Below are 26,519 nucleotides of genomic sequence, written 5' to 3' on the forward strand. Positions count from 1 at the left end.
GGCACGTTTATATCACTTAAAAGTATTCAGGGCAATAATTTCAGTTAAATTCTTTATTGCAAAAAATAACTTATTTCATTATTCACACACTTCAGAGTATTCAGGAGATTTATATGGATCTAGAAGATACACTTCTTATGATGCCAGGACCAGTTCCTGTTGCACCTCGCGTTCTCAGGGCTATGTCAAAGCCTATGATCAATCACAGGGGAGCCGAATTCTCAGCAATGTACGACGACTGCTGCGAGATTCTGGCTGATGTTTTCCAGACAAAGAATGATATTTTCATAATCAGCGGTTCAGGTACTGCTGCCATGGAAGCTGCCATCGGATGTACTGTGAAAAATGACGATGTAGTAGTAACCCTCGAGAATGGTAAGTTCGGCGAGAGATTCAAGGATATTGCAGCAAGATATGGAAAAGTCAATCCCCTTGAGATCGAGTGGGGACACTCATTTGACCTTGGTGAAATTGAGAAGAAGCTTGAAGAAGGCGCAAAAGCAATCACCCTCGTTCACAATGAAACATCCGTGGGAATACAGAACCCTGCCGAGCAGATAGGTAAACTTGCAAAGAAACATGGTGCGCTTTTCATACTGGATGGAGTAACGACCCTTGGTGGCGATACTGTCAAGACCGATGAATGGGGCGTTGACATTGCAGTTGTGGGCTCACAAAAATGTATTGCAGCACCACCTGGTCTTTCCATGATGTCTGTAAGCAAGCGTGCTTTTGAAGCCATGGATGACAACGATAAACTACCATACTATCTTGACCTTAAGGCTTACAAGAAGAGTGGTGACAAATCACAGACCCCTTATACTCCAGCAGTCCCTCTGTTCTTCGGACTTCAGGAAGCACTCCACATAGTAAAAGAAGAGGGCATGGATGCAAGGATCAATCGCCACGCTACCGGAGCAGCAGCAATACGTGCAGCAGCAAAAGCTATGGGTCTTGAACTCTTCCCACAACTTAATGATGAGTACAGCCACTATTCCAATACCGTCACAGCCATGAAAGCTCCAGAGGGCGTTTCAGGCAATGATATCAAGAAGGATATGATGGCAAGAGGCATTACAATTGCAGGCGGTCAATCACATCTTAGCGGTAAGATATTCAGGATTGGAAGCATGGGTAATGTCCAGCCAAAAGATATCCTCCTGACAATACAGGAGCTGGAAATAGTACTCAAGAACCGAGGAGTCATTTCAGAACTAGGAGCAGGTGTTGAAGCTGCAAGCAATGTGCTCGACACACTGATCTAATTATATATTGAGCGATTAACATGCCAGTGATCGGAGTTGTTGATACTACATTCGCACGCTTCAATATGGGCGGAGCTGCCATAGATGAGCTTAAGCAACATATTTCTGCAAAGATCATTCGCAGAACCGTTCCTGGCGTTAAGGACCTTCCAGTAGCCTCCAAGAAACTCATTGAAGAAGAGGGCTGTGATATTGTGATAGCCCTTGGAATGCCCGGTGGCAAAGAAAAGGACAAAATTTGCGCACATGAAGCATCAACCGGACTCATCCGGGCTCAGCTCATGACAAACACCCACATAATCGAGGTGTTTGTTCACGAGGATGAAGGAAAGGATGAGAAGGAACTTGCCTTTTTGATGGAACAGCGTTCCAGAGAGCATGCTTTAAATGTAGTAAAAATGCTTCTTAGACCTGAGAAGATGATAAAGGAAGCAGGAACCGGCCAGCGACAAGGATTTGAAGATGTCGGACCTGCAAGAATGTGAGTCTGCCTCAAACCAGACTAATAAATAGTTATAGTATTAATTTATACATTGCTAAATCAAATACGTGGAACAGGGATTTATATGACCATCAAATTGGGATTTGTAATAGCAGAATTTAACAGGGACATGACATATCAGATGGAATTGCTCGGAGAGGAGCACGCAAAATTCCTTGGTGCTGAGGTTGTAGAAAAGATTCTGGTGCCTGGTGTGTATGATATGCCTCTTGCTATCAAGAAATTGTGCGAGAACGATGAAATAGATGCAGTGGCAACCATGGGCATAGTTATCGAAGGTGCTACCGAGCATGACGAGATCGTGGTCCAGCAGGCTGCAAGAAAGATCACAGACCTTTCTTTAGAATACAACAAACCTGTAACTCTTGGCATTGCCGGCCCGGGAATGACAAGAATGGAAGCACATCAGCGTGTTGATTACGGAAAGAAGGCAGTAGAAGCTGCAGTGAAGCTTGTACAGCGCCTATGAAATATTAGAAAGGATTTAAGATTTAACTAGGCGGTTTAGATTGGCATGGCTTCATCAAGGTTAAAGCGTGTGGAAGAATCAGCGACAATTAAAGTTGCTAATCTGGCTAACAAACTAAAGCAAGAAGGAAATGATGTCATAAGCTTCAGTCTGGGTGAACCGGACTTTGATACTCCGAAGCATATATGTGACGCTGCAGCAGAAGCTATGTACGCTGGTGAAACTCACTACACACCATCTGCAGGCATTCCTGAATTAAGAGAGGCAATTGCAGAAAAACTCCAAAAGGAGAATTACCTTGACGTAACAGCATCTGATGTACTTGTCACACCTGGTGCCAAGCAGGCTATTTTTGAAATAATGATGTCAGTGCTGGACGATGGTGATGAAGCAATTCTTTTTGACCCTGCCTGGGTGTCCTATGACCCTGCAATCAAATTTGCAGGTGCAAATACCGTATGGGTACCCACCGACCCGCAGGATGACTTTAAGCCGATAGATATGGAAGAACATATCACTGAAAAGACAAAGCTCATTGTTGTTAACAGCCCGGGCAATCCTACTGGTGCGGTCTATGATAGATCCATTCTTAGAAACATTGCCGACATAGCAATAGATAACGATATTCTTGTTCTGTCAGATGAGATATACGAGAAGATCATCTATGAAAAAGAACATTTCAGCATAGGTTCTTTTGAAGGTATGCAGGACAGGACCATCACTGTTAATGGTTTTTCAAAGGCATACGCCATGACAGGATGGAGATTAGGTTACGTTGCTGCAAAACCTGATATTTTCAAGGGCCTGGTGAAAATTCAGTCACACTCTGTTAGCAGTGCTACCAGTTTTGTCCAGTATGGTGGCGTAGCTGCCCTAAAAGGTCCCCAGGAACCGGTAACCGAAATGGTCAATAAGTTCAAATCCAGACGGGATGTACTTGTTGAAGGACTGAATTCCATTGGCATCAAGTGCCAGAAACCAGGTGGCGCATTCTATGCCTTTGCAGATGTAAGCGAATATGGCAGTGGGAATGAAATTGCAGAAAAACTTCTCATGGAAACCCATGTTGCAGTAACATCCGGATCAGCCTTTGGCGAGAGTGGAAATGATTTTGTAAGAATATCCTATGCCACTTCACTGGAAAGAATAAAAGAAGGACTTGCAAGAATTGAATCAGTACTTTGCTGATCAATTCCATTTTTTTACATTTATGTCTTATTGCCGTAACGGATGAGTATCTTCTGAATTATTCTTCCGCTGCTGCATAAAGTACATGTTTTTGATTCTTTGATCCTTACGACTTCCGAATCAAATCCTCTTTTTTGTAATTCCTCTTTGAGACTTTCTATCTGGAAAGTCTGATCATACCCAAGCGCAATAATGTCAGGGTTAATTTCCCCGATCGGCTCAAATATGTCGGATTCGCTTCCAAGAAAAGCATAATCAACGACTTTCAATGAATTGACCATTTTAAGTCTTTGATCATCTGGCACAATTGGCTTGGGTTTATGCTTGATCATAGATTCTCTTGCAACTATGACGCATAGTTCATCTCCAAGTTCACGTGCTTTCTCAAGAAACAATATATGTCCCGGATGAAGCAGATCAAAAGTTCCTGTTGCAAGTACCTTTACCAAAAAATCACCTATTGCTGCCTCCTATGGATACACTGGTTAATAAAGATTGGCTGGCAAATAGTTAGTTCCATTTGCTGATTCGAAACATTCCAGCTGGAATCTCATTCTTTGATAATCCCAACAACTTCAAAATCATCCAATGAGTCTGATTCATGTGGTGCTTCAAGATCAAGTGATTCAGTCAGGTCTTCTCCTGCATTGTGCAATCCCATGTGCTCACCATCAACCCAGAAATCGCTGTTGGTAACATCGTAGACTTTACCTGAGTAGACCACATAGATCTTTTCATTATCCTTGCCATTGTATTTTGCAACTTCTTCCAGTGTAAATTCCTGCATATACTCACCAACTACAGATTTTCTTTCAAGGTTATAGTTCTTTGGGTATTACCTGAATCATGCTCAGTACTTCAACGAGATAGTAACTGAAATAAAAAAATTAATGCCATCAAAACTTGATGGCGCAACCTCCATGACCACCCTGCTTTTCAAAATATTGCTGATGGTACTCTTCCGCCCGATAGAATTCGGTTGCGGAAACGATCTCTGTTACTATGTCGCCGCTATAGTCACCGGAATCCTGAATTTCCCCCTTAACCTTAAATGCTGCATCCTTTTGAGATTCATTGTGATAGAACACCGATGACCTGTATTGAGCACCCACATCAGGCCCTTGTCTGTTAATTGTGGTAGGATCATGTAGATGCCAGAATATATCAAGTAGTTCCTCATAAGAAACTGCCTTAGGATCATATACCACTTCAACGGCTTCTGCATGCCCGGTTCTGCCAGTGCACACTTCTTTGTATGTTGGATTCTCCAGCGTCCCTCCAGTGTATCCTACCTGAGTGAACACCACACCTTCTACTTTTCGAAAAGCTGCTTCCACGCCCCAGAAACAACCTGCAGCAAAGGTTGCTATTTCATTTCCCTTATTGAGTAGATCTTCTTTCGCACCCATGTTATCACCCCTTCTTATCAAGGACGTTTTTAGCGAACGATTAATAATAAAAAAACTCTGCTGATATGTGGTATAAATTTTTCCGTAACTATGTTATCTGGAAAGAGCAATGACATCCGATAATCAGCGAATACCCATTGTTTCTTTCATGGAGTTGTAACATTTCTCGAATATTTCCTGGTTCCCCGGAATTTCAAGTATCTCAAAATCGAATATCTTTGCAAATTCATCCACAGTCTCATTAAAACCAGTTGTATATGGAAGACCGGTTTGTATCTTTGCTACTCTATTATAACCAGTAAGTCGGTTCATTTCCTGAAGCATTTCAATCGTTTGTCCGCCACCGGAGTCCACACGCATGATCTTCCTCCAAGAATGGGCATACATGGGTGTGAAGAAGAAAGTACCCTTATCACTAAATTGTTTGAGCGCCTTCAGGTATTCGGCGGTTCCCCCAAGAGTAGCACCTATACAATCATCAACTACCCTTCCACCTTCTTTTAGTATTCTCACAGGGCAGGTTTTTTCCTGAGACATAAATTCTTCTTCAACCTTACCCAATACATTCCCACAAAGTCCGTAGAACAACAGTATACCATCAGAATATGCAGTGAGTTCAGTAATCTTGTCATATACTCCGGATTTCAGCTGTTTTGGAAATTCATGAAGAGCAAGTTCCATGAAATATATCAGAACAATGAATTTGTCTTTAGCTTCCCTTTTCGAAACCGTGGGTACATCATCAAGTTCGGCATTCGTATATTCCAGTCCCAATGAATCCAATTTCACAAGGAATTCATTCTCCTCATTTCCCTTGACAACAATTATCTGGTCCACTGATCTGTCATTTTCAAGCAGATGAAGTATTTCGTCCTGTAGTATCCTACAGGAAAGGATTGTCATAACTGTCATTTTTTCACAACTAAAAATGCTGTTTTTCTTTTCTCAGTGAGCCTTATCTTTGTAGCCCAGGTAGATAAACGTTACTAGAAATGCAATTATTCCCGCAGGAATTCCCACAAATACCGAGAAGAATATCTTGTCCTCTAAGATTGCAGTCACAAGAATGGCTATCAGGATAAAAGCAATAAAGCTTATGAAAACGTTTTTCAGGAAATATACTATCCCGTTTTCATTTCCTGATAGCTGTTTCATAGATGTCACCTTTATGAAGTTCATTCAAAATACTAGTAATTCTATTTAGTAATTCTACAGATGAAAATTTAAATGTATCCATCATTACAAATCTTATGGGCAAAAACATGGAAATAGAATCCCAAAATTCAATAATAAGTATCAGGCAAACATCCGAGGCAGATACTCCCATTATCATGGATTTTATTAAGGGAATAGCAGATTTTGAAGGTCTAAGTGATCTAGTCACTGCAACAGAGGATGAACTTCGAGGATCACTCTTTGGTAAAAGACAATATGCAGAAGCTGTGATTGCAGAGGTAGATGCTAAGGCTGCAGGTTTTTTGATATTTTTCCATAATTTCTCCTCATTCCGGGGAAAACCCGGGATTTATATTGAGGACATATATGTACATCAGGAATTCCGTGGAAAGGGTGTTGGCAGAGCCCTGATGACCTATTGTAGAAAGGTTGCAAAGGAAAGGAATTGCGGCAAGATCAGCTGGAGTGTACTGGATTGGAATCCTGCCCGAAAATTCTACGAACATATTGGCGGCCAGTTCCAGGATGAATGGCTGGCGTATCACATTGATGAAAAAGGCATTGAAGAGCTTGCGAATAAATGCACTTCAAAGCACTTTACTGAGGAATGATTTTGTCCTTTCGTTTTTTGCATGGGAAAATACATCTTCCGGTGTGCCTTGCTCCACTATGATGCCCTCATCCATGAAAATAACACGGTCTGCAACCTCACGTGCAAATCCCATTTCATGTGTTACAACTACCATGGTCATTCCGGCTTTTGCAAGGTCTTTCATGACCCCAAGAACCTCCCCTACCATTTCCGGATCAAGTGCTGAGGTTGGTTCGTCAAAGAGCATTACCTTGGGATGCATGGCAAGTGCCCGGGCAATTGCAACGCGCTGTTTCTGTCCCCCTGAAAGGGCAGCAGGATAAACATTAGCTTTATCTTCAAGTCCTACTTTTTTGAGCAGGTTAAACGCTCTTTTTTCAGCCTCATCTTTGCTAAGCCCCCTTACTTTTATGGGAGCTAGCGATACATTTTCAAGGGTTGTTTTATGAGGGAAAAGGTTGAAGTGCTGGAATACCATACCCACTTCTTCACGTATTTCATTGATGTTGACAGAACTATCAGTGACCTTTTCTCCATCGATCCATATATCACCTGAAGTTGGCATTTCAAGAAAGTTAATGCATCGTAAAAATGTACTTTTTCCTGAGCCCGATGGACCAATAATACAAACTACTTCCTGCTCCTTGATGGATAATGACATACCTTTTAGCACATCAAGTTTCCCAAAACTTTTGTGAAGATCTTTAACTTCTATCACTTATATCAAACCTCCATTCCAGATATGTTATAAGGCGGGATATTGCAATCGTCATTACCAGATACATCAGAGCAACGGCGATGTATACAGGAAATGCAGCAAATGTCCTGGAAATATATAACTGGCCGTTTTTAAGCAGTTCATGAACTCCGATTATGGCAAGGAGAGACGAATCTTTTAAAAGTGCTATAAACTCATTTCCAAGCGGAGGTATTACCCTTCTGAATGCCTGTGGAAGAATTATCTCCTTCATTGCCATTCGATTTGTCATACCAAGAGAACGTGCAGCTTCCATCTGACCCTTTTCAATGGATTGTATACCTGCACGCATGATCTCTGCAATATATGCTCCACTGTTTATGCTGCAAACCACGATACCGGCAAGGACAGGATCTATGCTGACCGGATTGTTCGTAATATTATAATAAAGTCCGGGAATACCATAATAGAATAATAGTATCTGTACGAGAAGGGGAGTTCCCCTGATAAAATCAATATATGCTATACTTGGATAGCGGAATAACTTGTTTTTGGATAACTTACCAAGACCAAGTAATGTTCCCAGTATCATTCCAAAAAACAATGAGAACGAAGTGATCTCAATTGTGAGTAGGGATCCCAGGACAAGGTCCGGGAACACTTTGATTATGTGATTCAGGTATGAAGAAAAAAGGGACACTCTTTCGACCTCTGGTTAAGTTGTGATATTCAGTTGATTCAGAAGAAGGCAACACATGACCGGAATATAAATATGTCGCTCTTTGATTGAATTTTACGCCAATCATCAGAAAGTATAATCAAAAACCATCATGGAAAAAAAGAGGTATCAGAATTTAAACATTCCGACATTGATATTTGATTAGAATAGTTTATCCAGGAAATACTGGTGAACCCTTGTATCAAGGGTCAATTCAGGGTGGAAAGCAAGAGCGAAAACATTACCCTGTTCTGCTGCCACGATCATATCATCGATCCTGGAAAGCACTTTCACATCACTTCCAACATCGACTATGCCAGGTGCCCGGATGAACACTGCATTGTAAGGAGATTCAAGGAAAGAAAGTTCCAGCTCCATTTCAAATGAATCGCGCTGTCTGCCAAAAGCATTCCGGTTTACCGTTGTATCCATAAGTCCAAGTAAATGCTGGTGAGTTTTTGCCACCTGCTCATCACCTTCTTTTGAAAGAAGGATCATACCTGCACATGTTCCCATTATGGGTTTACCTGCATCTTTCATTTCCTGTATCTCATCTGCGATACCTTCACGTATCAACAGCTTTCCAAGTGTAGTACTCTCACCACCAGGAAGAACGAGTGCATCACATTCAGGAACAATGCCTTTATGCTTGATAGTAAGAATTTCTGCCTTTTCACCACGTTCATTAAGCGCCCTCTCAAGAGCTTCAACGTGTTCGGAAATATCTCCCTGAATGGCAATGACACCAATACGCATAAATGATCACGTTTTAAAAAATAAGTGGGATGGGATTACCATCCACGGTTCTGTAAAATATCTGCCTCAGGAATTGTATCAACGCTGATACCTTTCATACCTGTACCGATGCCCTTTGATACCTCAGCAAGTACTTTCGGATTGTCGTAGTTGTTAACAGCCTCAACAATAGCCTTTGCCATCAATTCAGGATTCTCTGATTTGAATATCCCGGAGCCTACGAATACACCATCAGCACCCATGCGCATCATAAGAGCTGCATCTGCTGGTGTTGCAACACCGCCTGCTGCAAAGTTCACAACAGGAATACGCTGCATCTCTGCAGTTTCCATAACAAGTTCAATTGGAGCTTCAATAGCACGTGCCACAGCAATGAGTTCTTCCTTGCTCATGCCTTTGAGTGCACGAATCTCACCAAGGATCTGCTTCATGTGCTTAACAGCCTCACTTACATCACCAGTTCCAGCTTCGCCCTTTGTGCGTATCATTGCAGCGCCTTCGTTAATTCTGCGAAGTGCTTCTCCAAGGTTTCTTGCACCACAGACAAAAGGAACTGTGAACTCGGTCTTATCAATGTGATATTTGTTGTCTGCAGGTGTGAGTACTTCTGACTCATCAACCATATCAACACCAAGAGACTCCAAGATCTCAGCCTCTACAAAGTGACCAATACGTGCCTTCCCCATAACAGGAATAGTGACAGTAGCAATTATATCTGCAACTATCTGAGGATCTGCCATTCTGGCAACTCCGCCTTCCTTCCTAATATCCGCTGGTACAGTCTGAAGTGCCATAACAGCAACAGCTCCTGCTTCTTCTGCAATTCTTGCCTGTTCAGGGTTGGTGACATCCATAATTACGCCACCTTTCTGCATCTTGGCAAAGCCACGTTTGATAAGCTCAGTACCATGTCTTAATTTCTCAAGTTCCATAATATCATCCTGATATGTTATTTCGAATATACATGCAAATATAGCTGCTTAATTAGAGTAGTAAATATAGTCAATACTTAAAAGCATTACTTCACTCTTCACCTGTTTTGAGTCTTGCAACTCCTACCACTTTGTCACCGGAGCGCACATTCATTATCTTGACACCCTGAGTGTTTCTGCCCTGGATACGAACATCCGTCACAGGTATGCGAATGATGATGCCTTCTGAGCTTGTAAGCATTATCTCGTCACTTTCGTTCACAGACCTTACATTTATCACAGGACCATTACGCAAACTGGTCACGATAGTAATTACACCGCGTCCACCTCTTCGCATGGTTCTGTATTCAGTAAATTCAGTTCGCTTACCAAATCCATTCTCAGTAATAGTGAGAAGTGATGCAGTCTCATCAACAACATCCATACTGACTACCTGATCTCCGGCTTCCAGATTCATTCCGCGAACTCCCCTGGCACTACGGCCCATTGGGCGCACGTCATTCTCTGAGAACCTTATGGCTTTTCCATGCATGGAAACAAGTATTGCTTCCTTTGAACCGTCTGTAAGTACCACATTGACAAGCTCATCATCTTCAAGCAGAGTGACAGCAATAATTCCACCTTTGCGAGGATTGCTGAAATCTGAAAGAGAACTTTTCTTGATAGTACCCATTCGAGTGGCCATCAATAGATATTTGTCATCTACAAATTCACTTACTGGTATCATAGCTGTGACAGATTCACCATCACCAAGTTCCAGAAGGTTCACTATTGCCTTTCCACGGGACTGTCTGCTACCAGCTGGAATTCCATATACCTTTTGCCAGTGTATCCTACCCTTATTGGTGAAGAAAAGAATATAATCATGTGTTGAAGCCACAAAGATGTCGACAACAAAGTCCTCATCCTTGGTATCCATACCGATAACACCCTTTCCGCCCCTGTGCTGTTGAGAGTAGGTATCTACCGGAAGACGCTTGATGTAACCGCTGTTTGTGATGGTAACTACCACATCCTCCTTAGGGATAAGGTCCTCATCTTCGATGTCCCCGGTAGCGGCTTTTATCTGTGTTCTTCTTTCATCACCAAAGCGCTCTTTGACGTCTGCAAGTTCTTCCTTGATGATAGAATACTTCTTCTCATCACTCTCAATAATAAATTTCAATTCAGCAATGAGTTCTATGAGCTCATCGAATTCATCATCGACCTTCTGCCTTTCCAGACCTGTAAGCTTCTGCAGGCGCATGTCAAGAATTGCACGTGCTTGAAGCTCATCCAGACCGAAATTTTCGATAAGGCCATTTCTTGCAGTCTCTGTATCATTAGAAGAACGGATAAGAGATATTACTTCATCCAGATGATCAAGAGCGATCTTCAAGCCTCTCAATATATGTGCCCTTTCCTCAGCCTTTTTCAAACGGAAAAGAGTACGCTTCTGGATAACATCGATCCTGTGTTCAATGTATATCTGGAGTAACTGCTTGAGGTTCAACTCCCTTGGTACACCATCCACAAGTGCAAGGTTAATTATACCAAAGGTTGTCTGCAGCTGTGTGTGCTTGTAAAGCTGATTGAGAACTATATTCGGATTAGTACCACGTGTAAGTTCAATGACAACACGGATACCCTCACGATTGGATTCATCACGGAGGTCAGATACACCCAGTACCTTCTTTTCCCTGACAAGAGCAGCTATGTCTTCAATGAGTTTGGACTTGTTTACCTGATAAGGAATTTCCGTAACAATTATACGGCTCTTGTCCTTTTTCATCTCTTCGATCTCAGCAACAGCCTGAAGACGCACTTTTCCGCGTCCTGTTTCATAAGCTGACCTTATACCCTGAGTTCCAAGGATCGTTGCAGCCGTTGGAAAGTCAGGACCCTTGACAACCTGCATCAATTCAGGTATTGTAACTTCTGAATTATCGATGACCATTAAAGTTGCATCTATGATCTCAGTCAGATTATGCGGAGCCATATTAGTAGCCATACCCACTGCAATACCGGTTGAACCGTTTATTAGCAGGTTTGGTATTTTTGCAGGAAGCACCACAGGTTCTTGAAGTGAGCCATCGTAATTAGGACGTGTTTCCACAGTTTCCTTATCAATGTCAATTAATAACTCGTCAGTGATCTTATCCATACGAGTCTCAGTGTAACGCATTGCTGCTGCAGAGTCACCATCTATTGACCCGAAGTTACCCTGACCGTCAATAAGTGGATATCGCAGAGAGAACTCCTGGACCATTCTAACAAGTGAATCGTAAACTGCAGTATCACCATGTGGGTGGTACTTACCAAGAACATCTCCCACTATACGGGCAGACTTCTTGTAAGCCTTGTCATGTGTGATGCCTGCCTCCTTCATGGCATAGAGAATCCTGCGGTGAACAGGTTTCAGGCCATCCCTAGCATCAGGAAGTGCACGGCTCACAATGACACTCATCGCATAGTCCATGAATGAATTCTTCATCTCATCTTCAATGAGAATAGGAACAATTTTCTCGCCAGTATCAGTTGGCTGGATATCTAACGGCATTTCATCTTCTGCACCTGTGCCTGGAGAATCATTGCTTTTAGTATTGTCATTATCGATATTATCTGCCATTTTACCTCACCTCACAAATCCAGATTGACAACTTCCTTTGCGTGTGTCGTAATGAACTGTCTGCGTGGCGGCACTTCATCCCCCATAAGGATGGTAAACATTTGATCGGCTGCCACTGCATCTTCCATCGTCACCTGTAAGAGCGTTCTTGTTTCAGGATTCATGGTCGTTTCCCAGAGTTGCTCAGCATTCATCTCACCAAGACCCTTGTATCGCTGTATAGCAACACCCTTGTCACCAATTTCCCGTAATTTGGCATCCTTTTCCCTGTCAGAATAAACATAGTATTCAGCCTTTCCTTTCTTTATACGGTAAAGAGGAGGCTGTGCAATGTAGACATAACCGGCATCTATCAATGGTCGCATATGCCTGAAGAAAAGGGTGAGGATCAAGGTCCTGATATGGGCACCATCAACATCAGCATCGGTCATTATGACAACTTTGTGATACCGAGCCTTTTCAACGTTATAATCATCCCCTATGCCCGTACCCATTGCTGTGATAAGGGAAAGTACTTCGTTATTCTTCAGCACCTTTGCAAGACGTGCTTTTTCAACATTGAGGATCTTACCCCTGAATGGAAGAATTGCCTGGAACGAACGGTTCCTGCCCTGTTTAGCAGAACCGCCTGCAGAATCTCCTTCCACAAGATATATCTCACAAAGTGATGGATCCTTCTCGGAACAATCTGCAAGTTTACCGGGCAGTGTGCCTACATCAAGGGCGCTCTTTCTCCTGGTGAGTTCCCTTGCCTTCTTTGCAGCTTCCCTTGCACGCTGTGCATCAAGAGCCTTTTGCAGTATGGTCGTGGCAACCTTGGGATTTTCCTCCATGTATTCGGAAAGACCTTCTGAGACCATGGATTCAACAATACCCTTGACCTCACTGTTTCCAAGCTTTGTCTTGGTCTGACCCTCAAACTGGGGCTCAGTCAGCTTGACACTTATGATAGCAGTCAATCCCTCACGGATATCTTCACCGGATAACTTGGAATCACCTTTTGAAAGATTGTTCTTTTTAATGTAGTCATTCGCAACCCTGGTGAGAGCTGCCTTAAATCCTACAAGATGGGTTCCACCTTCATGGGTGTTGATATTATTAGCGAATGAGTAGACATATTCAGCATAGTTATCGGTGTACTGCATCGATATCTCAACTACAGTACTGTCTTTCTCACGTTCGAAATAAATAGGATTATCGTGGAGTGAATTACGATTATGGTTCAGGTGCTCTACAAATGAAACAATGCCTCCTTCATACTGGAAGACTTCCTGTACCTGTTCATCAGACCTGTTATCTGAAATGACTATCTTAATACCCTTATTCAAGAAAGCAAGCTCACGGAGCCTTGTAACCAGAGTGTCATAATTGAATTGCACTGTTTCAAATATGGATGTATCGGGTTTGAAAGTGACTTTTGTACCGGTGCCTTCAGCATTACCGATCTCCATGACATCATCCACAGGATTTCCACGGTCATAACGCTGGTAATAGGCCTTACCATCACGATTAACCTCTACTTCAACTTTCTCGGAAAGTGCATTGACAACTGAAACACCAACACCGTGCAAACCACCTGAGACCTTGTAGGTATCCTTGTCGAACTTTCCTCCTGCATGGAGAATAGTCATGACAACCTCAAGTGCGGATTTCTTGTATTTCGGATGCATCCCCACAGGGATACCTCTTCCGTTATCCTGCACTGTTACAGTGCCATCCGGATTCAAGGAAACACCGATCTCCGAGCAGTACCCTGCTAAAGCCTCATCGATACTGTTGTCAACCACCTCATACACCAGATGGTGAAGACCCCTTCCATCGATGCTCCCGATATACATACTTGGTCGTTTACGAACAGCCTCAAGTCCTTCCAAAACCTGAATATTAGTTGCATCGTAAGCCTGTTTGTCAGCCATATTTGATACGTCTCCGTGAAAAAATGATTATAAAGAAATTCTGCTATAAATATTCAAAACGTGTACTCAGTCTACCCTTTAAATTCAATGAAAGAAATATTTGTTTTAATCCTCTAGCATCTCATTTTAATGTAAAATAATTATAGCCCCTATTAATGTATTCATGCTTATTAAATGTGTTTATAATAATAGTTTTAAAAAAGTATCTAACACTTCTGCCAAGGCAACTATTATGGAAACAAACATGGAAACAAACAAAAAAGAATAGATACGAGGATGAAAAATCATGCCTGAAAATTAGAACATATTCATCTTCTGCCCAATCCCCTTCTCCAGAGCTTTCCGGTAAACCAGATCAGCAGTCACAAGATCCTGTATAGCAAGCCCTGTGGAATCGAAGATTGTAATATCTCCATCATTTTCCCTGCCGGGTTTTACGCCTGCGATCACCTCGCCAAGCTCAGCATAGATATCTGACTTGAGTAAATCACCAGTTGATAACGGAACGTTTACCTCGCCAGAATGAGATGCCTGTTCAATATCATCGACAATCACTTTTGCCCTCTTCAATAGAGAGGATTCCAGTTCCTGCTTACCCATTGCATCTGCACCTATGGCATTGATATGAGTACCTTCATGAATCCATTCTGATCGGATTATGGGAGTTCTCACCGGAGTGGTGGTCACCAATATGTCACAATCACAAACATCTTTTATGTTATCCTTCCAGGTGAAATCGCAGTTTGTGATAGAAGCCATTTCTTTTTCAAAGCTATCACAGTGACTGATATTCCTGCAGGTCAGCTTAACCTCTTCTATATCCATAACCTCTGCAAGTGCCATTAGTTGAGTACGTGCCTGGCCACCAATACCTACCATACCTACAACCTTCGAATCAGGACGTGCAAGGTACTTTGCTGCAACACCGCCTGCTGCACCTGTTCGCATATCTGTGAGATAGGTACCGTCCATCATTGCAAGGGGAGCACCGGTCTCTGTGGAATTAAGTATGACAACCGCCATTACGGTTGGAAGACCTTTTTCCCTGTTATCTGGATGCACATTAACTATTTTGACACCAGCTATGTCTTTCTCTTCCATGAAAGAGGGCATAGTCCTCAGATCACCATTGTGCTTATCAAAATAAAGGTACAGCTTGGAAGGCATCTGCACTTTTTTCAAACCATGCTCCCTAAAACCAGATTCAACCGCATCGAGGGTCGAAGGCATATCCAGCACACTTTTCACGTCTGATTGGTTGAGCCATAAAATATCCATTAAGCACCACTCCTTAAATTGTTACAATAACTTGAATTTGATAAAATAAAGCATTTTGCTATTTTGTTACTTAATATATAAACAATAAATATATATTTACTAGCCACTTATGATATGTGTAATGGACCAAGCCAGGATGCAAGATTCAAAGCAAAGAATAATTGACCTGATCAAAGAATGTGATGAATTGTGGGATATTCTTGAAAGGAATTCAGTTTGGAATGCAGACGATTACCAGAAAAATAGAAGTATGTTCATCGCAGGATATACCAAATGGTACAGAAGTACCCTGCCCATAATTCGTGATCTTTTACCAGAACGTGTCGATAAATTCCAGAGTCTTTTCAGGACCACAAAACGTTCATGGATAAACGACTACACATATACGATCCAGGACTATATACATGGAATTTATCTTGAGAATCGTATGAAAGTCTATACTGACGGAATTACTTCAAATCGCCTGAAGGAACAAAAAGAGATTCTAAAGGATGCAGTTTCGAGAATTGACGGTTTTACTTTTGATATCCAAAAATTCGTCAAAATCAATCCAACAATCACCGGGCAAACATCATTTTCAACACCTGAATCTGGAAAGCTATTGAATGTAGAGCTTGCTGATGAACACTACAGACACTTAAAAAACGAGATAAATCTCACCTTCAAGAATGGGCTTTTTATCAGCACATTCATACTCTCAAGAAAACTTATAGAGAATCTCATGCTGGATATTCTCAAAACAAGGTTTCCACCCATATCAAACGAGAATGCTAACCTTTATTTTGACAGAAAGTACCAAATACACAAGGACTTTAACCTTCTACTTGATTCCTTTGAACAGCGAAAAGGAGATTTCCCAATAGATACGGAAGAGCTTGACCAATTCATACAAGAATTAAGCATATTCAAATTGAAGGAAAAAGCAAATTCCCACTCTATTAATGATATACCTGATAGCAATAAGATCAGAAGCTGTAATATCGAGAAAATTGTTGAAGGGTTTTTAGAGATATCACAAATGTTAAAAGAAGAAAGCCCTATATAAATCAATTAATAACTGACATCTACATTTTTAATCAAAGACTCTTTAAGCCAAAAAAAGCAACCTGAAAACAACGTTGCTTCCTGTTTTTAAAAAACGTATCTATGCAAGCCTAAAGACTTCGAAATGATTCGTAACTTAGACAAGCAATTTATAGTAATCTTGCCTAGTTGTTTTGAAGAAAATAAAAAGAGGGCTGTGCAATGAAAAGAGATGGAAATGCATTTATGGGGATTCTTGTCCTCATAACGATAATTGTTGTTATGTTGGCAACCTTTTCACTGGGTTGCGCTGAAAATCCAGATAAGATATCAGAAAATAATGATGTTGAAGATGGAAATACAGATGATGGAAATACAGATGATGATAATTCGAACACTGAAACTGGACAATACATTCGTGGAACAGCAGTTGTAGAAGATGTTGAGATCCTTATTCTTGAATCATTTCCGGTTCAGATCCATGCTGTTGCAACAGGATATCTCCCTGATGGCTGTACTGAAATAGATGATGGAAGTATAGAAATCGAATTGAACGATAACACATTCGATGTTACTATAGAGACCATTCGTCCAAAAGATATGGCCTGCACTGAAGCCATAGTACCATTCGAGCAGAAAGTTGTCCTGGATGTATATGGTCTGGAAAAAGGTGTTTACACCGTAAATATAAATGGAATTGAAAGCAGCTTTGAATTAGCCACTGATAATAGTATCCCTGAATAAAAATAGTTCATCTTGAAGTGAACTTATTTGTAGCACTTGCCCCTCTGTATTTGACCTTTGCTTTTATTTGCCATCAGCATCTTCCACAGGCATAGCAAATTCCCCACTATTCACTTCGGATTGCATCGACACTTGACTCCACGATGGACTCCATTAGTTCTTCATTATTCTGGAGACTTGACAGCGTTTATTCGTTGCCCAATTTCATTCAGCCATACAAAAAATGTAGTTTTAACATTAATATGATACTTATCAACTGTTGCTATTCTGCAGCCAATAAAAAAATTACATATACTAATTTAATCCGTTAGTATGTGCATGCACTTTTTCCTTGAAACTGTGGATATCTATTGGCTTGGAAATATAATCAATACAACCTGCAGAAATGAAGCGTTCAGCGTCACCACGCATGGAATGGGCGGTCAGAGCAATAGCTGGAATATCTTTTGTGTCAACATCAGCTTTTAGTTTTGAAAGGACTTCCAAGCCATCCATTTTAGGCAGCTGGATATCCAGAAGAATGAGATCGAATTTGTTAACCTTTACCTTTTCAAGAGCAACAAAACCATCCTCAGCCTGGACAACATCATAACCATATGATTCAAGGAGGTCAACAGTTAGTTCCATGTTCACCGGATTATCTTCCACTACAAGTATCAAAGCCATCATTAACCCTCATTATTAAGTAATCCATAACATATTTAATAATATATGTAGGTCAGGAGCGAAGATAAGAAGAATCCCACTTAAATGTTACACATATTACCGTTTAGTATCAACTTTCAGATATGCAATATTTATATTAAACATTATATAATAACTTTTTGCATGAATAGTATATAGGTATCGACAACAGAACAAATACTTACAAACATTATCTAAATTGAGTTGAATAAAATGATAATCCTGGATGAACCCTATGTATCAGACCTGCTAAAAAACAGCATTGCGGAAATGGGAGTTAATGTTCTGAAAAACAGGACATCCATAGAACAGAATTTTTCTGCTGATGTCAACTTGCTAAGCGATGAAGAATTCATCAAAACAATGAAAGAACAGGAAAAATACAAAATCTACAGCAATTCCGAGAATTCCATCGAATGGGCCATAAACAATCTTGGATTCACAGGTATTCCTGAAAAGATACTCCTGTTCAAGAACAAAACATCCTTCAGGAAATTGCTTGAAAATGTATATCCCGATTTTTTTTATCTTGAGGTTGATTTTGATGAGCTCGACAAACTAGATATCACTAAATTAAGAAAACCTTTCATCCTGAAACCTGCTGTTGGTTTTTTCAGTGCTGGCGTCTATCGGGTCAATAGCAATGAACAATGGGGAAGCATCTTGCATTCACTGAAAAAGGAAATGGACGAAATAAAGTACATGTTCCCAGATCATGTATTCAGTTCAAAGAAATTCATTATAGAAGAATACATCGAAGGAAAAGAACTCGCCATCGATGCATACTATAACAGTTCAGGAAAGCCAGTGATATTGAACATACTGGAACATGTGTTCTCATCCGGAGATGATGTGGAAGATAAGGTATATCACACATCAAAGAAGACCATTGATACATATCATTCTGTCATCCAGGACCTTCTTCGGACCATCGGAGAGCTGACCGGACTTCAAGATTTTCCTTTTCACATCGAGGTAAGGCTGGACGAGCAGAATAGGCCGATACCAATAGAGGTGAACCCAATAAGATTTGCCGGCTGGTGCACTACTGACATAGCATATTACGCATATGGCATCAACGTGCACAAATATTTCCATGAAGAGCTTGAGCCTGAATGGGACAGTGTACTCAGGGATAAGGAAGGTAAAATATATTGCCTTGCGATAGCCAAAAATCCTAAAGATATTGATATAGAAGATATAGAAATGTTCGACTATCAGGGACTTGCTTCATCTTTTGAGAAAACTCTTGAGCTGCGTAAACTGGATTATACAAAGTATCCGGTATTCGCATTCATTTTCACAGAAACGAGAGAAGATAACTGGGATGAGATAGAATCTTTCCTGAGATCGGACTTAAAAGAGCATATCTCCTTAAAGTCCAAAATTTAGACCGCCAACCTAACATCCCGATACAGTAAGAGGAGTTGCAGCCTTGCACGAATTCATTCCAACAAATGAGGAAGATATTTCAAACCTTATACAGCATATCCACAGTTCCCCTTTCAAAATAGTCATAGCTATGACAGGAGGAGGGAGCGAAGCCATAGGAGAACTTCTCAGACATGGAAACGGCTCTGCAACACTTCTTGAGGCATTTGTACCCTATGATACAGATGCACTCGAAGATTTTGTAGGCAAGTCAATTAAAAAATATGCATCTGAAAAGACTGCAAGGGAAATAGCCATGGCTGCTTACAAGCGAGCCCTTGAGCTAAAAGCTAATAAAGGAGGAAATGGACCTGAAAACCTCATTGGTATTGGCGTAACTTGTAAGCTGGCAAGGGAGAATGGAGAGAGAAAAGGAAGAGAACATGAGATCCATTTTGCATCCCAGTCCCTGCTTGAGTCTACTTCTATCAGCCTGAAGCTTAAAGAATACAGGACAAGAGAGGAAGAGGAAAGGCTGGCATCCCTCCTGAGTATTTACAGAATTGCAGACCTTTGTAGTATCAAAGTATATGACAAGATAAGAGACAACATAACATCAGGATCAGATGATGTGGTTGAGAGAAAATCCGAAGTTGGCAAAAATATCGGTGAGCTGTTAGCAGATACACTTCTGGACAGTGATCATAATAAAATACAATCTGTTAAAACAGGCTTAAGTAAAAGAAAAAGCCTGCCATCTCCTGAATTGGTTTTTTCAGGGTCTTTCAATCCCTGCCATAAGAACCATATACTCATGGCTGAGCTTGCAGCCAAGAAATACCATTCACCTGTCAGCTTTGAGATATCACTGGCAAATGTGGATAAACCACCTATCGATTTCATTTCACTTCAGCGCAGGCTTGATTCCCTGAAGAAATACCTGAATGAAGATTTTGCGGACGATGTTTACCTTACAAATGCACCACTTTTTGCAGATAAAGCAATATTATTCCCAAACTCAAGATTTATTATAGGATCTGACACGCTAAGCAGGATATTCAATGACAAATATTATAGAAATGGAGAAGATAAATTCACATTATTGAAGCACTTTAAGGAGCTGAATGTTAGATTTGTTGCCTATCGGCGAAAAGGCTCCAAGTTAAGTGTTGATGACGACATAATGGAAATATGCGACATTGTACCTTTTGAGGAATATTTGGACGATGGAACATCATCAACAAAAATAAGAAAAGAAAATGAAAGTTAAACTATTGCATATTACATATTTTACACAATGAAGGGTAACCTTTCGATTCATGAACATTGGCAATATCATCAGTCAAAGTGCTGATCAGATTATGCAGTATTTTTTGAGACCTGAGTATGTCCTCAGTTCCTGTTAAACCCCATTTTTCAGATTTTATATTATCGAGAATCGTCATGATGAAAGCAAATTCTTCTTTGGAAATACATGTGTCAAAACTGACACAATGGAATTCATTTTCACATTGGCTCTTTGTACGGAAAAATATTTCGTCAAGTGAGTTGCCACTGAAGTCATAATTGAACTTATGTCCAGATGGCACTACATTATTTTTATGATAGTGCACTTCTGCTAAAAAAAGAAATCTATCACATTCATAAAGCCATTCTCTTAAATTGTAGAGATAATTCATGACACACCTACAAATTACTATTCTTAATACTATAAAAACATATGTTCAACAAATACACATTAACTGGGTTTAAAATTATTTCAGCACACGAGGAAACTTTTTTTACCCATTCTAATCACATAAACTATCTGTTTCGAACCCAAACTCTAAAAATAAAAAATGAGTAGACCAAGATCACGCCAATATCTTGATCTCCTCATAGTTTATGGCATTTACAGGACAAACCCTTACACATCTCTTACAGGAAGTTCCAAGGCATTTCTGTGTATTATACATTGCAAAACGATTGCCACCTTCCTCGACAATGGTGATTGCATTCTCAGGACATTCGATCTCACATCTGTGACATAGAGTGCACCCAACAGCAAGTTCTTCAATAGTTATACCAACATCCTCGACAATTTCTACGCCGGTCAAACCAGTCTCTTTTATGTCCTGTGATGATCTCTTTTCGATAATAGGAGCATTGGATTCCAGTGGCAATGCAGGTAGACCATATATGTCCAGGAACTTGTTGTACATATCCTTTGACATACCTTCGGTCCAGTAAGAAAGCTCACACGAATAGAAGTTCTTGAATGTTACACTCGTAGCCATCATCAGGTGATCTGCCTTGATCTGATGAGCAAGCTTGATCACTTTATCAAACTTGGATTCATCCAGCAATATCTCCCTTGCAAGTGCAAGAGAAGTGTTGCCAAATTGGACTATCTTTTTGGAGAAATCCGGGCATGACCCAACATGCATTGCTTTTCCAGCATCTACATATGTACCTGAAGCACCGGTCATGTACATATTCTCAAGATCATCATAATGCAGACCGGAGTCGATTATAAGCGTCAATTGAGCTGCTTTTATAGCACCTATGGCCTTTCCGGCTTCTTTGATATCATCCTCTGTGAGGAATATATCATCGCCAAGCAGGATCTTTCCGTATTTTAGTTTAGGTGGGTTCTCGATAAGACCCGTTCTCATAGCAAGTGAAAGAACTGAAATTACACCGGTACCCGTTATACCAACCGGCTTGATATCTGAATCCTTTACTATCTTTCCGGTAACAGGGTCTATAAGATAACTTTCACGGGCTTGCATATCAGCATCAAGGACCATGAGTCGCCAGTACTTGCCTTCACTGATAACATCAGAAATTGCCCCGGGACTTGCAAGCATACCGCATCCAATACCCTGTCCTTCGATAGCAGGACCAGCTGCTGCACTGGCCGTGATTATACGGTCACCTACTTTAATAGCCATTTCAGCATTGGTACCATAATCAGTTACAAGAGTGGGAACAGTCTGATCCAGGAAATCGGTTTCCAGCATCATTGCAAGGGCATCGGCACCTATTTCGTGTCTGATGGCAGGCGGAACAAAGATATCACAATCCTCAAATGCAGGACTACCTTTGAATATCTCAGATGCAGGGAAGATCCTTGCTTCACGCTTGACATCCTCAATTCCAAGTCTCATCTGCATGTTCTTGCCTGCATAGGCAAGATCTCTTATCTCAGAGTTCTGGAACAATGAAAGTTGGATCGGATTTCCGCAAACAACTATCTTTTTTATCAATGAAGCATCCACATGGAAGCTGTCTATCACTTTACGTATTGCATCAACGATTATCCCGTGCGCTATATCCCCACCCACAGATATCGCAAAATCAAGATGATCTGTGATATTTCCCCCGGGAAGAGGATGCTTTGCAGTCATTGAAACCTTAAATACATCTTTTGAGTCCAGGTTGATCAACTGCGCCCTAAAGCCGCTCGTTCCCAGGTCCAGTGCTATTCCATACATTTAACTACTCCTAAATATTGATTTTTTTATAGTATTCACTACATGAATGAATGTGAGTGAAATTGGAAGCACAGGAATTCAGGACAAATTGTTTCCTTCTATTTGCCAGAATACCTGTAGCTTACTGATCAAGATCCAAAATACCAACCTGACATCGTGGATCAATCATTTTCTCATAAGTATCTTATCAATCCTCAAAACACTGTTTGTAGCCTCTGTTGCTGCGATCATAGACAGTTTCTTGATGCTTGCAGAATCATATACGGGAGGATTGTTTGGCACAACCTCCCTGGACATATCGATCCTGGCGTCTATACCTCTGTTATAATAGCTCCCCATGCTTGCCATTGAATCTATGACATTCATACCCATATTGCGTGCAAGCGTCCTTGGGATCTCTTCCAGTGCATTTGCATACTCTATGATGGCAAGTTGTTCTTTTCCAACAACTGTCGAAGCGTATTTTTTGAGCATCTGAGCGATCTCGAACTCTATCCAGCCACCGCCCTGAACGACTACCGGGTTCTTTAGCATGAAAGCTGCATTGTTAAGAGCGTCATCAACAGCTTCCTCTACTTTATTAAGACCGTATTTGAAAGGCTCCCATATCACTATGGAAGACATTGGCTGGTCCTTTACGGAAATGGAGAGGAAATATTCACCACATTTCTTGTCCACCTTTACCTCATCGGCACAACCCAGCTCACTGGGAAGTATATCGTCCTTGATGGAAAGGATAGAAGCACCAGTAGCCTTTGAAACTTTTTCAAGGTCCTTCATTTTGAGCTTTCTGTAAAGCAAAATATCATTCTTTGCAAGGGTACCCTCGATCATAGGATCGACCTTGCCTTCACAGAGAACTACATCCGCACCAGAGTCAACTATCTTCTTTGCAAAGTCTCTCACGACACGTACCTGCTCGTTCTCAAAGATAACAGACATGTCAAGGCTGTCAATGTGTATGTTATGCTGAGAATTAATGATCTTACTCTCAAATTTTGTATTGTAGTTGAGGATCAGGATCTTTGCTTCTGTGAAATGGGTGGTCACGCCTAGATTTTCAGGCTCTTCATCGAGCACGATACCTGAAATAAAATTCATATCAGGACCGCCTACCTTCTTGACGACCTTTACGTACTCATTAAGGTCTATATATTCATCTTTGCCCAGCTCCTTCAGGCGCTCAACGGTTTGCAGTACAGCATCCGTGATCATTTTTGCCTGGCTGATTTCCACACCCTTGCTAAGACTTGCATTTTCTATAACAGAATGCATAGCCTCGTGGGAACTAGCCAGTTTGGTTGAGTACTCCAGGATATCATAAGCCTTGTTAAGAGCAAGCTGATAACCTTTTATGATAGTTGAAGGATGCATTCCTTCACTTGCGAGTTTGGCAGCGTTCTCGATCAGGGATGAAGCTAGCAGAACAGCTCCCTTTGTACCATCACCACATGCTCTGTCCATTGATCTTGCCAGCTCTTTCATTGACGTGACAACAGGGTGAAGCACATCCACTTCCTTGATGATGGTCTTCCCATCACTCGTCATGATGATGTCGCCAGATGGGTTTGCAATTAGCTTGTTAAGACCACGAGGACCGAATGAAGAAGAAATAAGGTCTTTCACATCTGCGGAAACTGATTCCATGTGATAGATGAGATCGTCACCTTTGACATCTCCATCTATGCCTATTCTGCCCCTTACACTTGCCTTAAGGGCATCCATGCTATCCAGTTCATGAGTGGAAACCTGGGGCTGACCTACCATAGAGCTCATGCGCCCCCCCTTGGACTGCCAACTGCAAGTCCTTCTATTTTTGTTTCAAGGGGAAGCGTTCCCATAGAACCAATATCATTGCGTTTTAGTTCAAACTTAACTTTATCCATGTTCAGACCGTACCCTTTCATATATTCAGAAACCGAATCTTCCACAAATGTGATTCCGTATTCGACAGCAGATTTATAATCTTCAAAAAGACGTCTCTCTTTTCCCGAGAACAATGTGTATTGTGTGCTACCAAAGGAGGAAGGCCGTATCAAAAGTTCTATCCTGTAAATGACATCACCAACAAGAGCACCCACAGCATTTCCAACTTCATGGAAATCAGGGACAATGATATCACCGTCAATGGTCTTTTCAAGGTCAGCCTTATAGGCACCTACCGGAGCACCCACAAGCACAACTGGATGTTTTATCCTGAATGTCATGTCATCAGAGCAATTCATCATTTTTTCTATGTCTGCTGTCTTGACATCGTCTGCAAAATAGGATATAAGATCAAGAGCCAGATTATCTACCACTCCTTTCTTAACATTGGAGCAGAATTCTTCTTTACTAATGTTCAGATAACCGGAAAGTATCTTTGCACCTATGTCAGATGCTCTTCCATCCCATCTCCCATAGTCCCCGAGAACATGGAGCGCATCGGTTGGCGTGAAACCTATCTGCTGGACACACCTTTTCTTCACAAGTGTTTGTAGTATATGTGTGAACATCAGAGGGTGCATTTCCGTCTTTTTTGCAATATCCATTATAGATGTCGGATAATCTTCCACGGCATCCAGAATTTCCATTTCCTGCCCGTCAAGATCAGATAAGGCTCTACAATGCGCTTTCGAGCCCTTGCTAATGAAAAATGTTGTTGACTGCAGGGTTTCTGTCATTATACGCGAGGAGTATTTATCCGAGTTTTCCAGCTCATCTATCATTGAAGGATATTCGCTTGCGGCAAGGCAGAGAGGAATTACCCTGTTGGGACCGATGTACATCTTGTTCTGTACCCATACGTGACTATCCCCACCCATTGCAGAGGTTCTCATTTTAATGGCTTTTACCATGGTATTCCAGCCACCCACCACAGCGCCCTGGTCATCTATCTGGGGAACACCATCACGGATCATTGCAATGTCGGTGCTTGTTCCACCCACATCCATGGCAACACATTGTTCAAAGGATGTAAGGTGCCCTGCACCAACTAAACTGGCGGCAGGCCCTGAGAATATAGATTCCACTGGTTTTTCCACTGCTTCTTCTATCTTAACAAGTGAACCGTCACATTTCATCATCATGAGAGTGGAATCAATTCCGGCATCTTCCATTACCGAAAGGATCGACTTTATAAAATCATCTATGACAGGTATAAGCTGGGCATTTAGAAGAGCAGTCACAGCCCTCTCATAGGCTCCAAGGCTCGTGGATAGTTCATGCCCGCAAACTATAGGATGATCAGTAAGTTGGCGTACATATTCCTTCACACGGTTTTCGTGATCAGGATTTCTCACACCAAAATATGAGGATATTGCAAATGAAGCAACTTTCCTTTTATTCTCGAGAACAAAATCCCGGACTTCTTCAAGCCCTTCAAGAGGATTTATTTCATTTCCATCTGAATCATGGCCACCGCCTATGGACAGGACATGGTCTGTTGGCATTTTTTTGCTAATTGAATAGCCGATGAGTATGAGACCGGCAGGATAACCTTTACCTTCAAGTGTGGTGTTGGTTGCCAGTGTTGTAGAAACGGAAGTAAAACTAATGTCTTTTAGATATTTAGGATCAAGTCCATTAAGAGTATTCTTGATACCCTCTACCAGATCAGGATATGTTGTTAATGATTTATTAGAATCGACCAGGGATCCATCAGAGAGATCCATTATTGCAGCATCGGTGTATGTGCCACCTGTATCAATACCAAGTCCTAGTTTCATTTTTGTCA

Annotated in this window: 26 protein-coding genes; 9 read left to right on the forward strand and 17 right to left on the reverse strand. The window is 41.3% G+C overall.

Going from position 1 to position 26,519, the window contains the following annotated elements; all coding sequences use genetic code 11:
• Positions 1-113: 113 nt before the first annotated feature.
• The 4 genes from V7O66_RS06340 to V7O66_RS06355 all read left to right on the forward strand — a co-directional run bounded on the left by V7O66_RS06340 (position 114) and on the right by V7O66_RS06355 (position 3,424).
• On the forward strand, positions 114-1,265 hold the full coding sequence (locus V7O66_RS06340) for a pyridoxal-phosphate-dependent aminotransferase family protein (protein ID WP_406662299.1): 1,152 nt from the start codon (positions 114-116) through the stop codon (positions 1,263-1,265).
• 20 nt (positions 1,266-1,285) lie between these two features.
• Positions 1,286-1,750 carry a riboflavin synthase gene (gene ribC, locus V7O66_RS06345; RefSeq protein WP_406662301.1) on the forward strand — a complete coding sequence of 155 codons (465 nt, stop codon included), beginning with the start codon at positions 1,286-1,288 and terminating at the stop codon, positions 1,748-1,750.
• Positions 1,751-1,831: 81 nt separating this feature from the next.
• Positions 1,832-2,236 carry a 6,7-dimethyl-8-ribityllumazine synthase gene (gene ribH, locus V7O66_RS06350; RefSeq protein WP_406662303.1) on the forward strand — a complete coding sequence of 135 codons (405 nt, stop codon included), beginning with the start codon at positions 1,832-1,834 and terminating at the stop codon, positions 2,234-2,236.
• Between the two features lie 45 nt (positions 2,237-2,281).
• Complete coding sequence (locus tag V7O66_RS06355; protein WP_406662305.1) at positions 2,282-3,424, forward strand: pyridoxal phosphate-dependent aminotransferase; 1,143 nt, start codon at positions 2,282-2,284, stop codon at positions 3,422-3,424.
• A 20-nt stretch (positions 3,425-3,444) separates the two neighbouring features.
• Here V7O66_RS06355 and V7O66_RS06360 read toward each other — a convergent pair whose 3' ends face one another.
• The 5 genes from V7O66_RS06360 to V7O66_RS06380 all read right to left on the reverse strand — a co-directional run bounded on the left by V7O66_RS06360 (position 3,445) and on the right by V7O66_RS06380 (position 5,988).
• A complete protein-coding gene (locus V7O66_RS06360; protein ID WP_406662598.1) occupies positions 3,445-3,885 on the reverse strand; it encodes an adenylyltransferase/cytidyltransferase family protein in 441 nt (146 codons plus the stop codon).
• A gap of 89 nt (positions 3,886-3,974) precedes the next feature.
• On the reverse strand, positions 3,975-4,211 hold the full coding sequence (locus V7O66_RS06365; protein ID WP_406662307.1) for a cytochrome b5 domain-containing protein: 237 nt from the start codon (positions 4,209-4,211) through the stop codon (positions 3,975-3,977).
• A 109-nt stretch (positions 4,212-4,320) separates the two neighbouring features.
• The gene (gene msrA / locus V7O66_RS06370; RefSeq protein WP_406662309.1) at positions 4,321-4,833 is read right to left on the reverse strand and encodes a peptide-methionine (S)-S-oxide reductase MsrA; all 513 of its coding nucleotides are present in this window, start codon (positions 4,831-4,833) and stop codon (positions 4,321-4,323) included.
• Positions 4,834-4,956: 123 nt separating this feature from the next.
• Positions 4,957-5,745 carry a DUF1638 domain-containing protein gene (locus tag V7O66_RS06375; protein ID WP_406662311.1) on the reverse strand — a complete coding sequence of 263 codons (789 nt, stop codon included), beginning with the start codon at positions 5,743-5,745 and terminating at the stop codon, positions 4,957-4,959.
• A gap of 33 nt (positions 5,746-5,778) precedes the next feature.
• Positions 5,779-5,988, reverse strand: a complete 210-nt coding sequence (locus V7O66_RS06380) for a hypothetical protein (RefSeq protein WP_406662313.1) — start codon at positions 5,986-5,988, stop codon at positions 5,779-5,781.
• Between the two features lie 107 nt (positions 5,989-6,095).
• Between V7O66_RS06380 and V7O66_RS06385 the strand changes: the two genes are divergently transcribed.
• Entirely contained in the window at positions 6,096-6,620 is a 525-nt protein-coding gene (locus tag V7O66_RS06385; protein ID WP_406662315.1) for an N-acetyltransferase family protein, read from the forward strand.
• Here the strand turns inward: V7O66_RS06385 and V7O66_RS06390 are convergent.
• The 7 genes from V7O66_RS06390 to ala all read right to left on the reverse strand — a co-directional run bounded on the left by V7O66_RS06390 (position 6,597) and on the right by ala (position 15,506).
• Positions 6,597-7,319: an amino acid ABC transporter ATP-binding protein gene (locus tag V7O66_RS06390; RefSeq protein ID WP_406662317.1), complete on the reverse strand. Its 723-nt coding sequence runs from the start codon at positions 7,317-7,319 to the stop codon at positions 6,597-6,599. The genes V7O66_RS06385 and V7O66_RS06390 overlap by 24 nt on opposite strands.
• Positions 7,306-7,998: an amino acid ABC transporter permease gene (locus V7O66_RS06395; protein WP_406662319.1), complete on the reverse strand. Its 693-nt coding sequence runs from the start codon at positions 7,996-7,998 to the stop codon at positions 7,306-7,308. Before V7O66_RS06395 ends, V7O66_RS06390 begins: the two co-directional genes overlap by 14 nt.
• Before the next feature lie 180 nt (positions 7,999-8,178).
• The gene (pdxT, locus tag V7O66_RS06400; protein ID WP_406662321.1) at positions 8,179-8,772 is read right to left on the reverse strand and encodes a pyridoxal 5'-phosphate synthase glutaminase subunit PdxT; all 594 of its coding nucleotides are present in this window, start codon (positions 8,770-8,772) and stop codon (positions 8,179-8,181) included.
• Between the two features lie 35 nt (positions 8,773-8,807).
• Positions 8,808-9,704, reverse strand: a complete 897-nt coding sequence (gene pdxS / locus V7O66_RS06405) for a pyridoxal 5'-phosphate synthase lyase subunit PdxS (RefSeq protein ID WP_406662323.1) — start codon at positions 9,702-9,704, stop codon at positions 8,808-8,810.
• 91 nt (positions 9,705-9,795) lie between these two features.
• Positions 9,796-12,312 carry a DNA gyrase subunit A gene (gene gyrA / locus V7O66_RS06410; protein ID WP_406662325.1) on the reverse strand — a complete coding sequence of 839 codons (2,517 nt, stop codon included), beginning with the start codon at positions 12,310-12,312 and terminating at the stop codon, positions 9,796-9,798.
• A gap of 11 nt (positions 12,313-12,323) precedes the next feature.
• Positions 12,324-14,228 (reverse strand): DNA topoisomerase (ATP-hydrolyzing) subunit B, encoded by a 1,905-nt coding sequence (gene gyrB / locus V7O66_RS06415; protein WP_406662327.1) that lies wholly within the window; start codon positions 14,226-14,228, stop codon positions 12,324-12,326.
• Positions 14,229-14,525: 297 nt separating this feature from the next.
• Entirely contained in the window at positions 14,526-15,506 is a 981-nt protein-coding gene (gene ala, locus V7O66_RS06420) for an alanine dehydrogenase (RefSeq protein WP_406662329.1), read from the reverse strand.
• Positions 15,507-15,627: 121 nt separating this feature from the next.
• Here ala and V7O66_RS06425 point away from each other — a divergent pair, with 121 nt between their 5' ends.
• Together V7O66_RS06425 and V7O66_RS06430 are read left to right on the forward strand one after the other, a co-directional pair.
• Positions 15,628-16,551: a hypothetical protein gene (locus V7O66_RS06425; RefSeq protein WP_406662331.1), complete on the forward strand. Its 924-nt coding sequence runs from the start codon at positions 15,628-15,630 to the stop codon at positions 16,549-16,551.
• 200 nt (positions 16,552-16,751) lie between these two features.
• Positions 16,752-17,273, forward strand: coding sequence for a hypothetical protein (locus V7O66_RS06430; RefSeq protein ID WP_406662333.1), 522 nt, complete (start codon positions 16,752-16,754; stop codon positions 17,271-17,273).
• A gap of 294 nt (positions 17,274-17,567) precedes the next feature.
• On the opposite strand, the gene V7O66_RS06435 is transcribed toward V7O66_RS06430, so the two are convergent.
• Complete coding sequence (locus V7O66_RS06435; RefSeq protein ID WP_406662335.1) at positions 17,568-17,939, reverse strand: response regulator; 372 nt, start codon at positions 17,937-17,939, stop codon at positions 17,568-17,570.
• Positions 17,940-18,170: 231 nt separating this feature from the next.
• On the opposite strand from V7O66_RS06435, the gene V7O66_RS06440 reads away from it, so the two are divergent.
• Positions 18,171-19,349 (forward strand): ATP-grasp domain-containing protein, encoded by a 1,179-nt coding sequence (locus tag V7O66_RS06440; RefSeq protein ID WP_406662337.1) that lies wholly within the window; start codon positions 18,171-18,173, stop codon positions 19,347-19,349.
• A gap of 43 nt (positions 19,350-19,392) precedes the next feature.
• Entirely contained in the window at positions 19,393-20,598 is a 1,206-nt protein-coding gene (locus V7O66_RS06445) for a hypothetical protein (protein WP_406662339.1), read from the forward strand.
• Between the two features lies 1 nt (position 20,599).
• Here the strand turns inward: V7O66_RS06445 and V7O66_RS06450 are convergent, their stop codons facing one another.
• The 4 genes from V7O66_RS06450 to V7O66_RS06465 form a co-directional block, all read right to left on the reverse strand.
• Positions 20,600-21,007, reverse strand: coding sequence for a hypothetical protein (locus V7O66_RS06450; protein WP_406662341.1), 408 nt, complete (start codon positions 21,005-21,007; stop codon positions 20,600-20,602).
• Between the two features lie 174 nt (positions 21,008-21,181).
• Positions 21,182-22,804, reverse strand: a complete 1,623-nt coding sequence (locus V7O66_RS06455; RefSeq protein WP_406662343.1) for a methylamine methyltransferase corrinoid protein reductive activase — start codon at positions 22,802-22,804, stop codon at positions 21,182-21,184.
• A 165-nt stretch (positions 22,805-22,969) separates the two neighbouring features.
• Positions 22,970-24,580 (reverse strand): TCP-1/cpn60 chaperonin family protein, encoded by a 1,611-nt coding sequence (locus V7O66_RS06460; protein ID WP_406662345.1) that lies wholly within the window; start codon positions 24,578-24,580, stop codon positions 22,970-22,972.
• The gene (locus tag V7O66_RS06465; RefSeq protein WP_406662347.1) at positions 24,577-26,511 is read right to left on the reverse strand and encodes a hydantoinase/oxoprolinase family protein; all 1,935 of its coding nucleotides are present in this window, start codon (positions 26,509-26,511) and stop codon (positions 24,577-24,579) included. Before V7O66_RS06465 ends, V7O66_RS06460 begins: the two co-directional genes overlap by 4 nt.
• Positions 26,512-26,519 lie beyond the last annotated feature (8 nt).

It is taken from the genome of Methanolobus sp. ZRKC3 (assembly GCF_045291275.1).
In the GTDB taxonomy this organism is placed as follows: Archaea; Halobacteriota; Methanosarcinia; order Methanosarcinales; family Methanosarcinaceae; genus Methanolobus.